Here is a 15489-nt window from a genome sequence, read left to right as displayed (position 1 = left end):
GCTCCTTAGCCAACAGCCAGGTCTGCCGTATCATCAAAACGGATGACATGCTCTGGCGGCAGAGTGAAGGCAATTTTTTGATCCGGCCAAACATGATGAGACACCATAGCATGTGCCGGGACATCAATCGTGACAAACTGTTGCAACAAAGTACCTTGTGGACCGATTAACTCTGCCACAATCCGATAATGCGTACCGCGATATTCCAGCTCGCGCACGATTCCTTGTCTGCCTTTTTCATGCCCGTCACGCAGCAACTGAACATGCTCCGGACGGATGGCGAGCATAGCCTGTTCCGAGTGCTTATCCGACTGGATAAAGCTGATGGCTCCGATAAAATCAGCGACAAATGGCGTTTTGGGACGCTCGTACACTTCTTTTGGCGTACCGACCTGAATGATGCGCGACTGGTTCATAACCACGATGCGGTCCGCCATCGTCAACGCTTCCTCCTGATCGTGCGTTACCATAATCGTCGTCATCCCGAATTGATGATGGAGCCGACGAATTTCGTTTCGGAGTTTGGCGCGAACCTTGGCGTCCAGCGCAGATAATGGCTCGTCCAAGAGCAAGCAGTCCGGCGAAAACGCCAAGGCCCTCGCCAGTGCTACCCGCTGCTGCTGCCCTCCTGATAATTGGGCCGGGACTTTGTTGCGGTGTTCTCCCAGCTCAACCAGATGAAGCATTTCCTCTACCCGATCAGCAATTTGTGCCTTGGAGAAGCGATTACGCAATCCGTAAGCAATGTTTTCACTGACCGTCAAATTCGGAAACAAAGCGTACGATTGAAACATCATGCCAAAATTCCGTTTCCCTGCTGGCAGCGAGGTAATGTCTTTCCCGGCAATGACGACGCTCCCTTGATCCGCTTTTTCCAGTCCTGCGAGGATGCGCAACAACGTTGTTTTACCGCAGCCGCTCGGTCCGAGCAGACAGATGAATTCATTCTTGGCAATGTCCAGTTGAATGTCCTGAAGCGCTGTGTGCTTCCCAAATCGCTTGGCGAGATTGCGTAATGACAAATAGCCTTGCTCCATCACAAATGCTCCTTTATTCTTTACTTTTTCGGTTCAGCCTTGGAGCCGTACTTCTGCTCCCACTCTTTCAGAATGCCTTCGCGGTCTCTTGCTGCTTGATACAAGTCCAGCTTGGTCAGCTGCGATACCGGATCTTGTTTGTAGCCTTCCGGAATTTGACTTCCTTCTTGCTTGATGCTCAAAATCGCGTAGTTTTTGTTGTATTCCTTCATCGGCTCATCACTGATCGCCCAGTCGAGGAACAATTTTGCTTCTGGCTTGATGTCTTTTTTCTTTACGAGCGCGCTCGCTTCCATATCCCAGCCCGAGCCTTCTTTCGGGAACACGACTTCGACTGGAGCTCCTTTTTTCTGTTCCTGGATGCCGCTGTATCCATAAGAGATACCGATTGGCGCTTCACCAGCGGACGCCATCTTCGCCGGCTTGGAGCCAGAGTGCGTGTAGACCATCATGTTTTCATGCAGCTTGTCCATATATGCCCAAGCCTTGTCTTTGCCGTACAACTGATGCAGGGCGTTGACGGTCAAGTAGCCTGTTCCAGAAGAAGCAGGGTGAGGCATCGCGATTAAGCCCTTGTATTCTGGTTTGACCAAATCTTCGTACGACTGTGGGATGGGTAGATTGCGCTTTTCCATCTCTGCTTTGTTAACAATAATGGCTGTCTCCCAAATATCCATGCCTACCCATTTCGGCGGGTTGGCCTTGTCCTTGAATTCAGGCAGTACACGATCTACGCCCTTGGGAGCATATGACTCCAACATTTCCATATCGTCCATCACCAAAAGACTGGTGGCAGCCAGACCCCAGATTACGTCGGCTTGCGGATTGTCCTTCTCGGCAATCAGCTTGGCTGTCATGATACCAGTGGAGTCACGAACGATGTTTACTTTGATATCCGGATACTGCTCTTTGAAAGAAGTCAGATACGTCTTGATCTGTTCATCTTCAATTGCCGTGTACACATTGATCTCTCCAGATGCGTTAGACACAGCAGTCTCTGAACCGGTTTGCCCACTGCTTGATGCTGTTCCCTCTGTCTTCGGTGCTCCGCAGCCTGCCAACAAACTCGTAACGACCAACGTTGCTGCCATCACATTCCACTTGATTTTCACTGTGATTCTCCTTTTCTGAAAGAAAGTATCGGATAAAAACCATCTGTGTTCAAAAATTATTGTACATTCGCATTGTGTTTCGCCCATGAAACCACTGTTAATTGAGCATTAAGATTACGTAAATGCTCATAACAATAGCTTTATCACCGTGTTGAAAGAATTTTTGCTATAATGGAAGTATCATACAAAAAGAATTGAACGAAATAATGATGACGGTGGCACGAGAGGGAAGTGAATATTCGCATGTCTTTGAACGAGGAAAATGTACGAGAAGAAAAACGCCTCCATATTCGTAAACAAATGATTGAAGCCATAGCGGAAACAATGGACTTGTATGGCGCTACTCATTCCTCGGGTCAGCTTTACGGTGTCATGTTCTTCGAGAATCGTCCGATGACACTCGACGAGATGAAAACACAGATGAACATGAGCAAAAGCAACATGAGCTATGCAGTGCGATCCTTAATGGAATCCCGCATGGTCAAAAAACTCGAGGAAAAGCAGGAACGAAAAGAGCTGTATGCGGCGGAGACCAACTTCTTCACAGCGTTTCAAAACTTCTTCACATACAAGCTGCAGCGTGAAGTCGATGTGATGACCGGTGCCATCGACCAGGCAATGCCTGAATTAACCGAGCTGATCCTTCAGGAAAGTACCTCTGATGAGGAACGAAAGCTCGCCCTCCAAGATTTGCACAAGCTCCGACATGCAAAAAAGTATTACGAATGGTTACAAAATTTTGTGTATACCTTGGAACAAGGTGATTTTTTCGAAGAAGAGCCCGAATAGAAAAAAGCCATCTTTCTCTCCAAAGCTAGAGGAAAAGATGGCTTTACTTTTTACTTTTTCTTCTCTTGACGCACCAAATACAAGAAGTACGGAACACCGATGACCGCCGTCACAATACCTGCGGGAATCTCGATCGGAGGATTCAGCCCTCTCCCCAATGCATCTGCAATGACGAGAATCAACGCTCCCAAAACCGCGGCACCTGGCAACAGATAACGATGCTGATGACCGAATAGCTTTCTCGCCATATGTGGCGCAATCAATCCCACAAAGCCGATCGAGCCAATCGCCGCTACACATGCGCCTGCCAATGCAACCGCGAGCAGCAAAAGCATATAGCGTGTTCGCACGACATTCAGTCCCAGCCCGGTAGAGCTACCTTCATCTAGACTGATAATGTCCAGCTTTCGGTGCAGGGCAAGGCTAATGGGAATGAATACGAGCAGCCACGGCAGCAAAGCGTAAATTTCATCCCAGCCTTTCCCCCACAAGCTCCCTGCCAGCCAGACAAGTGAATCATTGGCTTGCATCGGATACTTCACCATGATGAATTCCGTCAACGCTTGGCAGATCGCCCCTACTCCCATGCCGACCAAGGCAAATGTAGTTGGCTGTGCACCGCTTTTCCGAGTGAAATAAATGAGGGCAATCGCTACCGCCAGTGCTCCCAAAAACGCGACAATCGGGAGAAGAAGTGGTGAAGCGGTCGGAAACAGAATGATGACAACTACCGCGAACAAGCCCGCGCCTTTGGTTACACCTATGACATCCGGTGATGCCAGAGGGTTACGGATCATTCCTTGCAAAATCACACCAGCGATCGCGAAGCCCGCTCCAGCAAGAATCGCGAGCAACGCCCGCGGCAATCGATAGTTTTCAATCATAAACGTAAGCGACGAAGATTCGCCCATGATCACCCGAATGATTTGATCAGGGCCGATAAAGATAGGGCCGATCCCCATGCTAAGCAATGCTGCCACTAAGACTAAAGCAACGAGGCCAATCAGGAGTAGGGTGTTTTTTCGCGACGTCATACCATTTCCCTCCCCTTTTTTCTCGCCAAGTAAAGAAAGAACGGGGTTCCCAGGAGAGCCGTTACAATTCCTACAGGAGACTCAAACGGATAGGAAATCAAGCGAGCCAGTACATCGGAGATTGTCACCAGGACAGCACCACCAAGCGCAGACACAGGGATAACGACCCGATAGTCCGTACCCACGAGCCTCCTTGCGATATGTGGAACCATCAGTCCGACGAATCCGACAGCTCCGGCGACAGCAACAGAGGCGCCTGCCAAAATAACGACCACAACATAAGATAGCAGTCGGACGCGGGCGATTTTTTGTCCCAACCCCATCGCGACTTCCTCCCCCAGTCGAAACACAGACAAAGAGCCGGACAGCCAGATCGCCAGCAGGAGTCCCGCCATCGACCACGGCAAAATCAATTGCACATCCGTCCAAGCCGCTCCGCTAATGGAGCCAGACAACCAGTACAATACATTCGATATGTGTTCGTTAAAGATGATAATTCCCTTCGTAATGGAGGTGAGCAGCAGGTGGATGGCCATTCCTACCAAAGCGATCTTGAGATTGGTCATCCCACGGGAAGCTGCGAATCCAAAGACAACAAGTCCCCCGACAATCGCTCCAGCAAATGCAAAATAGATGAGATTGGCTTTCCCGATATCCGGTAAAAACACAATCGCGAGTACGACCACCAAACAAGCCCCCGCATTCACGCCAAATACTTGCGGAGATGCGAGCGGATTGCGGGTAACGGCCTGCATCACCGCTCCTGCCACAGCCAAATTCGCCCCGATGATGGCTCCCAGTATGGCTCTCGGAACCCGGATGGTTTGGAATATCAAGAGCTCCTTGGAGTATTCACCCGATAGCCAATGCGTCACTAACGATCGAATTTGCAGCGAAGCTACTCCGGTAAACAAGCTCAGCAACAAACCAATGAGCAAGAGGATTGCCAAGCCGATCGCAATGAGGACAAAGGTACCTTTTCGTTGTCGTGTCGTTGTTTTCTGCAATACAAGCCACCTCGATCAATTACCACGTGCAAGAACACCGAAAAGACCAGATCAGCGATCGGTCTTTCCAGATTTTGCATCGTATGTGTTCTTATTTATCCTTACTGTACAAAAGGTTCACTGCCTCTTCGACAATGCGTTCCGCAGATTTCAGTCCGCGATAGCGCGTCCAGAGGTCACGATTTACTTTGTGTACTTCCTGATTTTTGACTGCGGTGATATTGTTCCAGAGCGGATTTTGCTTCCACTCGTTCAACAACGCGTCGTCTGCTTCCGCCAGGAAAATCACATCTGGGTCCCACTGTACCATTTGCTCCAGACTGATTTTTACCGTTGGTTCTGGCGCATCCTGAATCGCATTTTTGATTCCAATCATTTCGAGCAATTCACCATCAAACGATTTCGAACCATGTGCAGACAGCGAATCCGCGCGGAATACACCCAGCATGACATTGCGGGAATCCCCAGCAGGTATCTTCTTCTTAAACTCTGCGATGATCTCCTTGTGCTTGATCAGGCGTTGTTCTGCTTCTTTTTGCTTGTTCAGCGCTTCCCCAATCGTGGCAAACGAGCTCAAGTTTTCCTGATACGTCGAGTTGCGGCTTTTCAAAATGATCGTCGGTGCGATTTTTTGCAAATCCTTGTAAATGTCCTTGTGGCGATTCAAATCACCGATAATCAGATCTGGCTGCAACGAGCTAATGACTTCCAGACTCGGCTGCTGGCGAATCCCCACAGGAGTATACTCGATTTTTTTGCCGATCAGTCCTTCTACGTCCTTATCCTTCTCTTGCGCGATTCCTACAGGCGTCACTCCCAGCTCCCATAGTCCGTCTACAAAGGAGTACTCCAACGCGACGACTCTTTTCGGGTCCCCGGTAATTTCTGTTTCGCCCAACTCATGTTTCACGATGCGCTTTTGTGCGGTTTGCGCACTATCTGTACCTGCTGCTGGCTGTTTTTGCTCTGCGCTGCCGCACCCGGTCAGTAATACCGTACCTGCCAGTGCAAGCGTCCAAAGCATATGACCGAGACGTTTCATTCCGTTTGTTCGCTTCATCTTTTGTCCCTCACTTGATGTGATTGATAATGATTATTATTACCGTTGAAATGCGTTTTTTATTGTAACAATCTGCTGTCGCAAATGAAACATTGTGCTTATTAAACCTTTTACCGTAATAAAGATGATTAACGTCATTTTATTCATGCTCTGCCATTACGAAAAAAAGCCGTTACGTCTGAACCATCGACGTAAACGGCTTTTCGCTACGATGCTATTTGTTGTATGGCGAATGACTTACTTCAGACGTCAGGCTCAGCTTCTCTAATGCTTCCTTGGCAGGCGCATAATTCCCCGCCATCGCCAACGACGTCTGATAAGCTGCCACAGCCTCCTCCACTTGACCCAATCCTTCGTAGCATAGCCCTTTGTAATACCAGGCGTGAAAACTTCCCGATCCCTTCAAGGTCAGATGACGAATGTTGCTCTCACCTAGCTCCAAGCAGTGATCGAACGTCATCAAGGCTCGTTTATAGTCCTTTTTCAAATACTGAATGATCCCTTTGTACAAATGCAAATCAACGTAGTCAGGATACATCTCGATTGCCTTTTCAATTCCTGGCCACGCTCCCTCAGAACTGCCGATTGAGATCAACGTAGAGTATTTGAGCTTATAAAGAAGCGAAGGAGGCATCATATGGTTTTCGAGAAACCCGATAATAGACAGATTCACGAACTTGAACGTTTTCTCATGCTCCTGGATACGTGAGAATTCACTGGCAAGATGATACTCAATCCACGGAGAGTGGCCCTCTTTTTCCAATTCCTTCATGAGTAGCCCAATATTACGCTCGAATTTGTTCTTTCTGCCAGTAAATTCATTCATGTAGCCGTAATGGTATATCCGTACAGGCAAGATTTGAATATGGAGATCTTCGGTCAGATTGGGAAGAACCTCTTCTACGTTGAGCGTTTCATGAATGGGAAAATGGAAGCGAAAACCGATGCCATTGCGAAACAAACGTGAGTGAGCGATATGAAAAGCATCGTCTTCATTTATTTCATCTCCAATGTAATTTATTAGATGGATATAAAAAAGAGAATCCTCTTGACCGCGAAGCAGCTCTTTCAATTTCTTGCTGTCTTCCTGATTCATTTCCTCATCGGCATCCATCCACAAAATCCAGTCGCCCGTTGCTTTTTCCAGTCCAAAGTTTCGCGCTTCTGCGAAGTTATCCTGCCACTCATAAGAGTGTACGACCGCTCCGAATGACTTGCCTATCTCTACCGTTTTGTCGGTACTTCCCGTGTCTATGATAATCATTTCATCCACAAGGTCTTTCACGCTTTCCAAGCACTTGTGAAGGCACTCTTCTTCGTTTTTTACAATCATACATAAGGAAATTTTGGGCGCCTCAGACATGCTGCTCATCTCCTTTTACACACATCACTGAGATCGTAGTCTATCCCCCCTTTACTCTATGAACGGACTGCTCCTTTCAGAACGGCGCCATTTCCTTGGTTTTCGAACCTTTTGCTGAAGCAGCGCATAGGTAGTGGTAGGCAGATATCACAAAGAAAGCAGGGATCGTATCCATGCATGACTCATGTCCCTTGTGCAACAGCGCTCAGGTTGCGCTTTTCTACCAGTACGCTACCTTTTCGCTCCTAACGTGCACAGATTGTGATCTCGTTTTTCAACCTCACCTCGATCAAGTCAACGTGCCACAGCTGGTTGCAGACATTTATGATGCAAGTTGGGTTTCCATGCGGGATCAATATGCCAAAAATACATTTACGGAGCATGCGATCTTCCATACATTGCTGCTCGATATGTGGTTTTCGGAAAAAGGGAAGTTGCTCGAAATTGGTCCAGGAACAGGAGAGTTGTTATTCCTTGCTCGTGAGGCTGGGTGGGAGGTTGTTGGGGTAGAGCCGTCGCACCAATCATGCGCATACGCCCAAGACCGGTATGGGCTACAACTGGTTCATTCGTTATGGAACTCCTCCGTTCTCGCCCCCGAACACATTGGTACTTTTGATGCCATCGTTTTTTGTCACGTCTTTGAGCATATTTCGCATCCGAAGCAATACCTTGAAGAATTGAAGGGGTTTCTTAAACCAGGAGGAAAAATCATTTTTAGCGTGCCGAACAAAAACTCGTTCACCAATAAACTGTTTGGGGTGTATTCCCCGTTGTATACCGAGAATGACCACCTCTTTCATTACTCCCGTGACAATCTGATCTCACTGCTTCATCAAGGTGGCTGGGAGGTCCTCTCTATCTTTTCTCGAGAAGAAACGAACCGCTTGGAAAACCATCTGCGCAAGACCACGCAAACACCTTTACCGATCCATGACATCATGAAGCTAGCCGTGAACCTCCAGTCGACCTTCCAAGGCCATGAAATCTTCTGCATAGCAACACGACAAGCGCAGGAGGTGCAGCACATAGATGACCAGAGCCAAGCTGACTCTTTCCATGATTGTGAAAAATGAAGGCAATCGCTATTTGAGACAAGCGTTGGAAGCACATAAAGACTTTATTGACGCAGCCGTCATCATCGACGATGGCAGTATCGATCATACCGTGGATCTCTGTAGAGAGGTTCTCAAGGGCATTCCTCTTCAACTGGTTCAAAACGCTACCTCTCAGTTTTCCAACGAGGTCGCCTTGCGCAAACAACAATGGCAAGAAACAATCCAGACTGAGCCGGAATGGATTTTGAATCTGGACGCCGATGAAATCATGGATAGCGCCTTCCCCTCAAACGTTTCCGATATTTTGGAACAGCAGACATACGAGGCGATCTACTTTCGTTTGTACGATATGTGGAGCGAGACGCATTATCGCGAAGATGTGTATTGGAAAGCCCATCATTACTACCGTCCTTTTATGATCAAATATCGCCCTGACTTCCCATATATATGGAGAGAAACCCCTCAGCATTGCGGCAGATTCCCTCTCTCGATCAACCAGTTCCCTTACCTGTGCCATCCATCACGCGTGAAACATTTTGGCTGGGCACGACTCGAAGATAGACAAAGCAAATACAACCGCTATCAGCTCCTCGACCCCGACGCCCGATATGGCTGGAAGGAACAGTATGAATCCATCTTGGATCAACATCCCAATCTGTTGGAATGGGTGGAATGAAGATGATCATTCGCGATATCGAAAAGGCTTTGCAGCAGTCCAATTGTAATCACTGGCGATACAACTCACTCACGCTGAGCAAACAGGCCCTCGTACATGCATGCCGTCATATCAACAAAGAAAAGGAGGAGTGCCTGGTGCTTCAGTTGGGTGGAGGTGACTCCGCTCTGTTTTGGAAATCACTTGGCGATCTTGAGCTGCTCCCGGTTCAAGCAACTATTGTGGAGCATCATCCAATTCGTGCAAAGGAAATCAAGGAGAGTCTAGGTGATGTACCGCATGTCGCTTTGGTGACCAGCTCTTTGAAGCAACTATCCGAAGAGGAATGGAACAAGGTCTTCGACAATCCAGCAGAGAGCAGGAGCTTGTGGCCTGCCATCGGACAGCATGTTCCCGAGAATCAATTTGATCATTTTTCTATTCAAAAAGCATTTTACGCCGATTTGGACCAACTATCGCTTTCCCGTCATTCAGTAGATGTCATGGTTGTGGACGGTCCGCATGGCAACGGCCGCTCTCTTGCCTATCCACTATTTATTGACACACTCAAACCAGATGCGCTTATTCTCGTAGATGATTTTGATCACTATCCCTTTCTGGCTTACCTCGGAAAAATCTATCACTACGAAGAACTTTTTCGAGAGATAGCCGGAAATCGTCGCTGGGTATTGGTAAGGCTCCGGGGCTTACATACGCATAAATCTATGAGGTGATGATCATGTCCCAAGCATCGATCCCTAATATTACGCCTGTTATCTCGATTACTCTTGGCCAAACCACTTCGCTCTTGCTTGCATCCATCGCGTTAGAAGAACTGGCTTTGGCTCACATTCTGAACGCAGAGGCTGAAAAGCTCCAATTTGTTTTAGGCACCCTTGTTCCAGGGCTTGAACCACCCGCTACACTCTCCGACATCCTGCTCGTCCATTCAAGCGTTCGTCAAACGATACAAGATGTCATCAAAAAAGAAATACTTCTCCAATTCAAATTAGAAAATATCGTGGATAATCTTCTTCCCCAGATTCCTTCGAGTTAATAGGCCTCATTCGTATGGAAACTACCACAATACCACTGGTCCGGGTCAATCGATCCGGGCTTTTCCTTTTCCTTGCTTCCTTGCGCATGGTGTACAAATTAACAGTTCAGTGGGACACACACCTATGCATACACTTACCGTAGTGAAAACGAAGGGGGAATTTGCTATCGATCACGCGTTTAGAAGTAAGCGATAGGCTTAAATGAGTAAAATAGTTACCCATTACTTCAAAGAGGTGATCTCATGTCTCAATCTACCATCCCTAACATTACCCCAACGATTTCCGTTACGATTGAGCAATCCGTATCTTTACTGCTGGCATCCATTGCTCTGGAAGAATTGTCTTTGGTGCATATTATGAATGCAGAGGCAGAAAAACTCCAGTTTGTGGTAGGTACATTGGGGGTTACGCCTGAGGTCGTCCCCACCATCTCTGACATTCTCGCCGTTAACAACAGTGTTCGCAAAACGCTACAAGATGTCATCAAAAAAGAAATGCTCTTGCAATTCAAGCTGGAAAATGTGGTTAGCATTATCCCGGGCGCCTCTACTTCCTTATCGAATGAATACGATTAAGTTGTCATATTAAGATCGCGGTTACATAACATGTACTGCGAGGAAGTTTCCATTTATTCACTATCAATTACGCGATCCTATGACGATCCTATCGTTTTTAAGTACGTTGTAAGAAACTTGCCCGAAGGAGTTCTGTGCAAATAAAGGGAAGCAGATCTCCTTCTATTTCGGGCAAGTCTTATTTTGTATACAAAATCATACAAACAAAGGATGTAGATCACGATGTCAATGCCCACGGTCCCCAATATAACACCGGAAATCATATTGAAACGCAACGAAGTATTAAATCTGCTTCTCACCTCCATTGCGCTGGAGGAAATCGGACTTTCTCACATTATTAATGCAGAGGGGCAAAAGATCCAAAAAATCGTGAAGGAGCAATCCCTCTCGCTCAATGATGCACTTGCCCTAAACAATAGCGTGGAACGAATGCTGCGCAATGTCATCAAGACAGAGATGCTCTTGCAATTCAAGCTGGAGGACATTATTAAGCTGGAGCAGATGCATGATCATAACCACGATGACTTACCTGACTTGCCCGACCTGACTTGCTTCAAAGAATAACCCTCACTACTCACACTGCTTCTCATGGGATCATAATTTTATTGAAGAGGGATGATGATGACCTTACAAGATAAAGTTCAATCAAATGATTTGCCGACGCGCGAAGAAGCTTTGAGTCATTTGCTGCAATCGATTGCTCTAGAGGAAGAAGCCTTGTCCAGATTGCTAAATGCTGAAGCTGACAAAGCCCTTGCTTTCGTTGGCAAAAATCTGGACTTCCCCAACAACCCGTCCAATGATGAGATCATCACCTTTAATCGTACAGTCATTTCGATTCTGGATTCGGTGCTGATGGCTGAGTGGCTTTTGTTAAAAAAGCTGGATGCAGCCATTCACATGTACCCTGTGGCGCTTAAATCAAATTTTGAGATGGAAGAATCCGATTTCGGGGATGAATTGGATGACATCACCATCGACTATTAAGGATTGTTCATTTCAGGAATTCGAGGTCAATTGCCATGAAGAACAGAGGTATCGATGACACCGTTCTAAAACTGACCTATTCCATCGTCCAGTTGGTCAAAGGATTGGAATCCCGCTTTCATCATGCCAAAGATTACGAGCTTATGCTGTTTGGCTACCAACTATCAACGATGATCAATCTGCTCGTCAGACTGCATACCCACACACATAATAAGCAGATTACTCACAGCTTCCTTTTTGAATCGCGTAACCCTCTCCATCCCACAAGCGAAACATACACACATGTCCTTGCTGCGATTGCCCAGTTATCGGAGTTGGTAAAGTCGTGGAGCTTTCCACATAAACAAATCGCGACATTCATTGAAGATCATTTGCGGCAATTACAAGCTTTTTACTTGATAGAAGACCATCCCCATCATCAAGCAAAGTCTATGGAGCCGGAAGAGGATTCCCCCTACGAAGAGCCGATGCAATTAGAGCTGGAAGGAGTTTTTCCAGATGACGAACCGATACAGTTGGATCTGGGTGAGCAAACGAAAGCCACTGACGTTCCACCTATGCCTCCCCCAACCCCTCCATTGCTCGCAAATGACGCACGCATCGATACAGCCAACAACCGGAAATCACTACGTCCAAAACCCCCATTATTAGCACAAACTGCGTCCATCCCTACTCCCGATAAAAATAGAAACAAATCCGTGCGTTCCAAGCCTGTAGCGAACGTGGAAAAAGTGCGTGGCAAGAAAAAAATGCTCGCGAAGCGAGTGTCTGCACCTGCACGGCCTCCCTATGTACCGAACTCCGTAAAGGTACGTATCGGCAATGTCACCAAGATCATCCACATATGAACCTGAATCTAATGAAGGAGTAAGGTATATGGATCGTTTGGAATTGATCGAAGTGGCCGGCAACAGTTATGTGGTCTCCGGTAAATACGGAATCGGGGTCTATTTGGATAGGTCCAGCAAAACCGCTGTTTGCATTGATAGCGGCCCAAATGCCGCTGTCATCGAGAAAGTATGCAGTAGAATCAGCGATCGAGGGTATCAAATCCTTGCCGTTGTTCATACACATGGTCACGCTGTTAACCACGGTGGCAATCTCTATTTGAAAAAAAGGTTCCCCAACCTTCGCATCTATGCGACACATTTAGCATCCTATATCATCGAAAATCCACATCTCGAGCCTTTGGTTTTCGACGCAGGTGGAGGGTCTGATGCGAAGCCTGATCAAAACAAAAGGAATGAACGTGCGCTCGTAACGGATTACCTGCCATCCACCGATGGTATCTTTCACGTCGATACCATTCCATTCAAAATCGTCTCCTTACCTGGACATTCGCCGGGAATGGTCGGCATTATTACCCCTGATCATGTTCTTTACTGCGGCGATGCCTTGTTTGGCCCCAAAACGTTGAACAAGCAGGATCTCCTTTTTTTTAACGATCTGAAGGCTGCCAAAAGAAGCTTCAAGAAGCTCTCGATGATGAAATTGAACGCTTATGTGCTGTACCATGGTGGACCCTTTAAGACAGTAACGGGTTTAATTAACAAGCATCTCAGCCTTATGAAAGACACCTCTGCTTTTCTTGAAGCATGGATTCATGAGCAGCCAAGCACTCTCGAACAAGTAGTTCAAAAAGTCATGAAAAAATATGAGTTTGAAGATGACTTGCACCGCTACGGTTTGACTACTTCGATTATCCGCTCTTATGTAAAAGAGCTACAGCAAGAGAACCGAATTGTCGCAAAAGTGGACAATGGCTTACTGCTATTCAGTAAATCTGCGGAAACCGTTTGAACAATGGCTACATATGGGGGTGTACCATGGGTAAAAAACGTATTTTAATCGGTAGTCCCGTTCAACAATTCCCGATCATTTTGGAGGAATTCCTTCAATCCCTCACGGAGCTGACTACCAAAAACGAACTGATTCATTACATGTTCATTGACGATAACAAAGACCCACTATCCAGTACACTCTTGGCTGATTTCGAGCAGGAGAACAAACGAACCGTCATCCTCAAAAACACAGACGATGACACGTATGTCCGAAATGAAATGACTCATTATTGGACGGAACGAAATATTTGGAAAGTAGCGCAAATGAAAGATACGATTATCTCCCATGCGCTCAAAGAGGGTTTCGATTACTTGTTTTTGATCGATTCCGATCTCGTTTTACACCCTCACACCCTGCAACAATTGCTTCGAGCCAATAAAGATATTATTTCCAACATTTACTGGACACGTTGGCAGCCTGATTCGATTGAGCTTCCTCAAGTTTGGCTGATGGATCAATACACATTGACTCGCGAAGGGGCGTCCGAATCAGCGGAGAACCAAAACTTTTTAGAGATGCTGCGTAAACCGGGTGTGTATGAGGTAGGAGGTCTCGGTGCATGCACGTTCATCCATCGAAAGGTCTTGGAGGCAGGCGTCAGCTTTAAACGAATAGCTAACTTGTCGTTCTGGGGAGAAGATCGGCATTTTTGCGTTCGGGCTGTAGCTATGGGCTTTTCTTTGCATGTGGATACGCATCTTCCTGGGTACCACATCTACCGTCAGTCGGATCTGGCTGGAGTGAGCGAGTATCGCAAAAAAAATGGCATGACAGCGGGGAAAGCGAATCAGATTTCAATCAGTTTATGCATGATCGTCAAAAATGAAGAAGACGCTCTGGAGTGTTGCCTCTCCACCGTTGCGGATCTCGTAGATGAAATCATTATCGTCGACACGGGATCAACAGACCGCACGAAAGAAATTGCGTCCAACTATGGCTGCACCATTTATGATTTCGAGTGGGTTGATGATTTTTCCGCTGCCCGCAACTATGCATTCAGTAAGGCAACATGCCCCTATATTTTGTGGCTGGATGCAGACGATACCCTTCTAGAGAAAGACCGTCAGCTCTTCCGCGAGTTGAAGCTTACGTTGAATTACAGCATCGACAGTGTCACGATGAACTACAACCTCTCTGTGGACAGCAATGGGAATGTGGCGTACAGCATTCGCCGCAATCGCCTCGTAAAACGCGACCGTGGTTTTCGCTGGATCGGACCCGTCCATGAATATTTGGAAGTCAGCGGAAACGTCATCAACAGTGACATATCCATCACGCATAACAAGCAGAAGGAATACACGGACCGCAATCTGCAAATCTACCGACGCAGGGATGCTAAAGGGGAAGAATTCTCTCCACGGGACTTGTACTATTATGCGAATGAATTGCGTGACAATCAGTATCATGAAGAGGCCATTATTTTTTACACGAAGTTCCTGAACACCCAGCAAGGCTGGGTAGAAGACAACATTAACGCTTGCTTGAAGCTGGCGAATTGCTATTCCCATCTATACGAGAGACAAAATGTTCTATCGTCGCTATATCGTACGTTCAACTACGATCGCCCACGGGCGGAAGCGTGCTGCCAGATTGGAGCCTTTCATGTCGAAGATAAAAATTGGCTGCTCGCCATTTTTTGGTATGATCTCGCAACACAAGTGGAGCGACCTGCTGAAAAGCTCGCACACATCGACCACGTATCCTGGACGTGGCTACCTCATCTTCAACTCTGCTTATGCTATTCTCAAATGGGGGATAACGAGAAATCACGCCACCACAATGATATTGCCTACTTATACAACCCAACCCACCCTAGCATTCTCTACAACAAAAGGTATTTTGAGTCTCTGACCTGACTCCCCTCGTGATCATGAAAAAGTTACCCACCCTGTGGGTGAATGTATAAATGCCA

At 47.0% G+C, this 15489-nt stretch carries 17 protein-coding genes; 11 read left to right on the top strand and 6 right to left on the bottom strand.

Annotation, left to right across the window (positions count from 1 at the left end; all coding sequences use genetic code 11):
- Positions 1 to 5: 5 nt before the first annotated feature.
- Both HPY27_RS26995 and HPY27_RS26990 read right to left on the bottom strand, forming a co-directional pair.
- A complete protein-coding gene (locus HPY27_RS26995; protein WP_173623459.1) occupies positions 6 to 1037 on the bottom strand; it encodes an ABC transporter ATP-binding protein in 1032 nt (343 codons plus the stop codon).
- Between the two features lie 20 nt (positions 1038 to 1057).
- Positions 1058 to 2149: a putative 2-aminoethylphosphonate ABC transporter substrate-binding protein gene (locus tag HPY27_RS26990; RefSeq protein WP_173623460.1), complete on the bottom strand. Its 1092-nt coding sequence runs from the start codon at positions 2147 to 2149 to the stop codon at positions 1058 to 1060.
- Positions 2150 to 2392: 243 nt separating this feature from the next.
- On the opposite strand from HPY27_RS26990, the gene HPY27_RS26985 reads away from it, so the two are divergent.
- A complete protein-coding gene (locus tag HPY27_RS26985; RefSeq protein WP_017246705.1) occupies positions 2393 to 2938 on the top strand; it encodes a GbsR/MarR family transcriptional regulator in 546 nt (181 codons plus the stop codon).
- A gap of 50 nt (positions 2939 to 2988) precedes the next feature.
- Here the strand turns inward: HPY27_RS26985 and HPY27_RS26980 are convergent, their stop codons facing one another.
- The 4 genes from HPY27_RS26980 to HPY27_RS26965 form a co-directional block, all read right to left on the bottom strand.
- Entirely contained in the window at positions 2989 to 3972 is a 984-nt protein-coding gene (locus tag HPY27_RS26980; RefSeq protein WP_017246706.1) for a FecCD family ABC transporter permease, read from the bottom strand.
- Positions 3969 to 4979, bottom strand: coding sequence for a FecCD family ABC transporter permease (locus tag HPY27_RS26975; protein ID WP_017246707.1), 1011 nt, complete (start codon positions 4977 to 4979; stop codon positions 3969 to 3971). Before HPY27_RS26975 ends, HPY27_RS26980 begins: the two co-directional genes overlap by 4 nt.
- Positions 4980 to 5070: 91 nt before the next feature.
- Entirely contained in the window at positions 5071 to 6039 is a 969-nt protein-coding gene (locus HPY27_RS26970) for an ABC transporter substrate-binding protein (RefSeq protein WP_174226403.1), read from the bottom strand.
- 214 nt (positions 6040 to 6253) lie between these two features.
- The gene (locus tag HPY27_RS26965; protein WP_174226402.1) at positions 6254 to 7402 is read right to left on the bottom strand and encodes a glycosyltransferase; all 1149 of its coding nucleotides are present in this window, start codon (positions 7400 to 7402) and stop codon (positions 6254 to 6256) included.
- A 173-nt stretch (positions 7403 to 7575) separates the two neighbouring features.
- Here HPY27_RS26965 and HPY27_RS26960 point away from each other — a divergent pair, with 173 nt between their 5' ends.
- From HPY27_RS26960 to HPY27_RS26915, 10 genes are all read left to right on the top strand, one after another.
- Positions 7576 to 8478 carry a class I SAM-dependent methyltransferase gene (locus HPY27_RS26960; protein WP_017246710.1) on the top strand — a complete coding sequence of 301 codons (903 nt, stop codon included), beginning with the start codon at positions 7576 to 7578 and terminating at the stop codon, positions 8476 to 8478.
- Positions 8435 to 9136 carry a glycosyltransferase family 2 protein gene (locus HPY27_RS26955; protein WP_173623462.1) on the top strand — a complete coding sequence of 234 codons (702 nt, stop codon included), beginning with the start codon at positions 8435 to 8437 and terminating at the stop codon, positions 9134 to 9136. Before HPY27_RS26960 ends, HPY27_RS26955 begins: the two co-directional genes overlap by 44 nt.
- A gap of 2 nt (positions 9137 to 9138) precedes the next feature.
- Positions 9139 to 9849, top strand: a complete 711-nt coding sequence (locus HPY27_RS26950; RefSeq protein WP_174226401.1) for a hypothetical protein — start codon at positions 9139 to 9141, stop codon at positions 9847 to 9849.
- A 5-nt stretch (positions 9850 to 9854) separates the two neighbouring features.
- Positions 9855 to 10172, top strand: a complete 318-nt coding sequence (locus HPY27_RS26945) for an alpha-helical endospore appendage domain-containing protein (RefSeq protein WP_017246713.1) — start codon at positions 9855 to 9857, stop codon at positions 10170 to 10172.
- Between the two features lie 243 nt (positions 10173 to 10415).
- Positions 10416 to 10748, top strand: coding sequence for an alpha-helical endospore appendage domain-containing protein (locus HPY27_RS26940; protein WP_017246714.1), 333 nt, complete (start codon positions 10416 to 10418; stop codon positions 10746 to 10748).
- Between the two features lie 222 nt (positions 10749 to 10970).
- Positions 10971 to 11312: an alpha-helical endospore appendage domain-containing protein gene (locus HPY27_RS26935; protein WP_174226400.1), complete on the top strand. Its 342-nt coding sequence runs from the start codon at positions 10971 to 10973 to the stop codon at positions 11310 to 11312.
- A 57-nt stretch (positions 11313 to 11369) separates the two neighbouring features.
- Positions 11370 to 11735 carry an alpha-helical endospore appendage domain-containing protein gene (locus tag HPY27_RS26930; RefSeq protein ID WP_017246716.1) on the top strand — a complete coding sequence of 122 codons (366 nt, stop codon included), beginning with the start codon at positions 11370 to 11372 and terminating at the stop codon, positions 11733 to 11735.
- Positions 11736 to 11770: 35 nt separating this feature from the next.
- Positions 11771 to 12583 carry a hypothetical protein gene (locus tag HPY27_RS26925; RefSeq protein ID WP_174226399.1) on the top strand — a complete coding sequence of 271 codons (813 nt, stop codon included), beginning with the start codon at positions 11771 to 11773 and terminating at the stop codon, positions 12581 to 12583.
- Between the two features lie 28 nt (positions 12584 to 12611).
- Positions 12612 to 13535 carry an MBL fold metallo-hydrolase gene (locus tag HPY27_RS26920; RefSeq protein WP_174226398.1) on the top strand — a complete coding sequence of 308 codons (924 nt, stop codon included), beginning with the start codon at positions 12612 to 12614 and terminating at the stop codon, positions 13533 to 13535.
- Positions 13536 to 13561: 26 nt separating this feature from the next.
- Positions 13562 to 15433 (top strand): glycosyltransferase, encoded by a 1872-nt coding sequence (locus HPY27_RS26915; RefSeq protein ID WP_174226397.1) that lies wholly within the window; start codon positions 13562 to 13564, stop codon positions 15431 to 15433.
- Positions 15434 to 15489: the final 56 nt, after the last annotated feature.

Origin of the sequence: Brevibacillus sp. HB1.1, assembly GCF_013332445.1 — a bacterium.
Classification (GTDB): domain Bacteria; phylum Bacillota; class Bacilli; order Brevibacillales; family Brevibacillaceae; genus Brevibacillus; species Brevibacillus porteri.
This window is presented reverse-complemented; position numbering and strand designations above follow the sequence as displayed.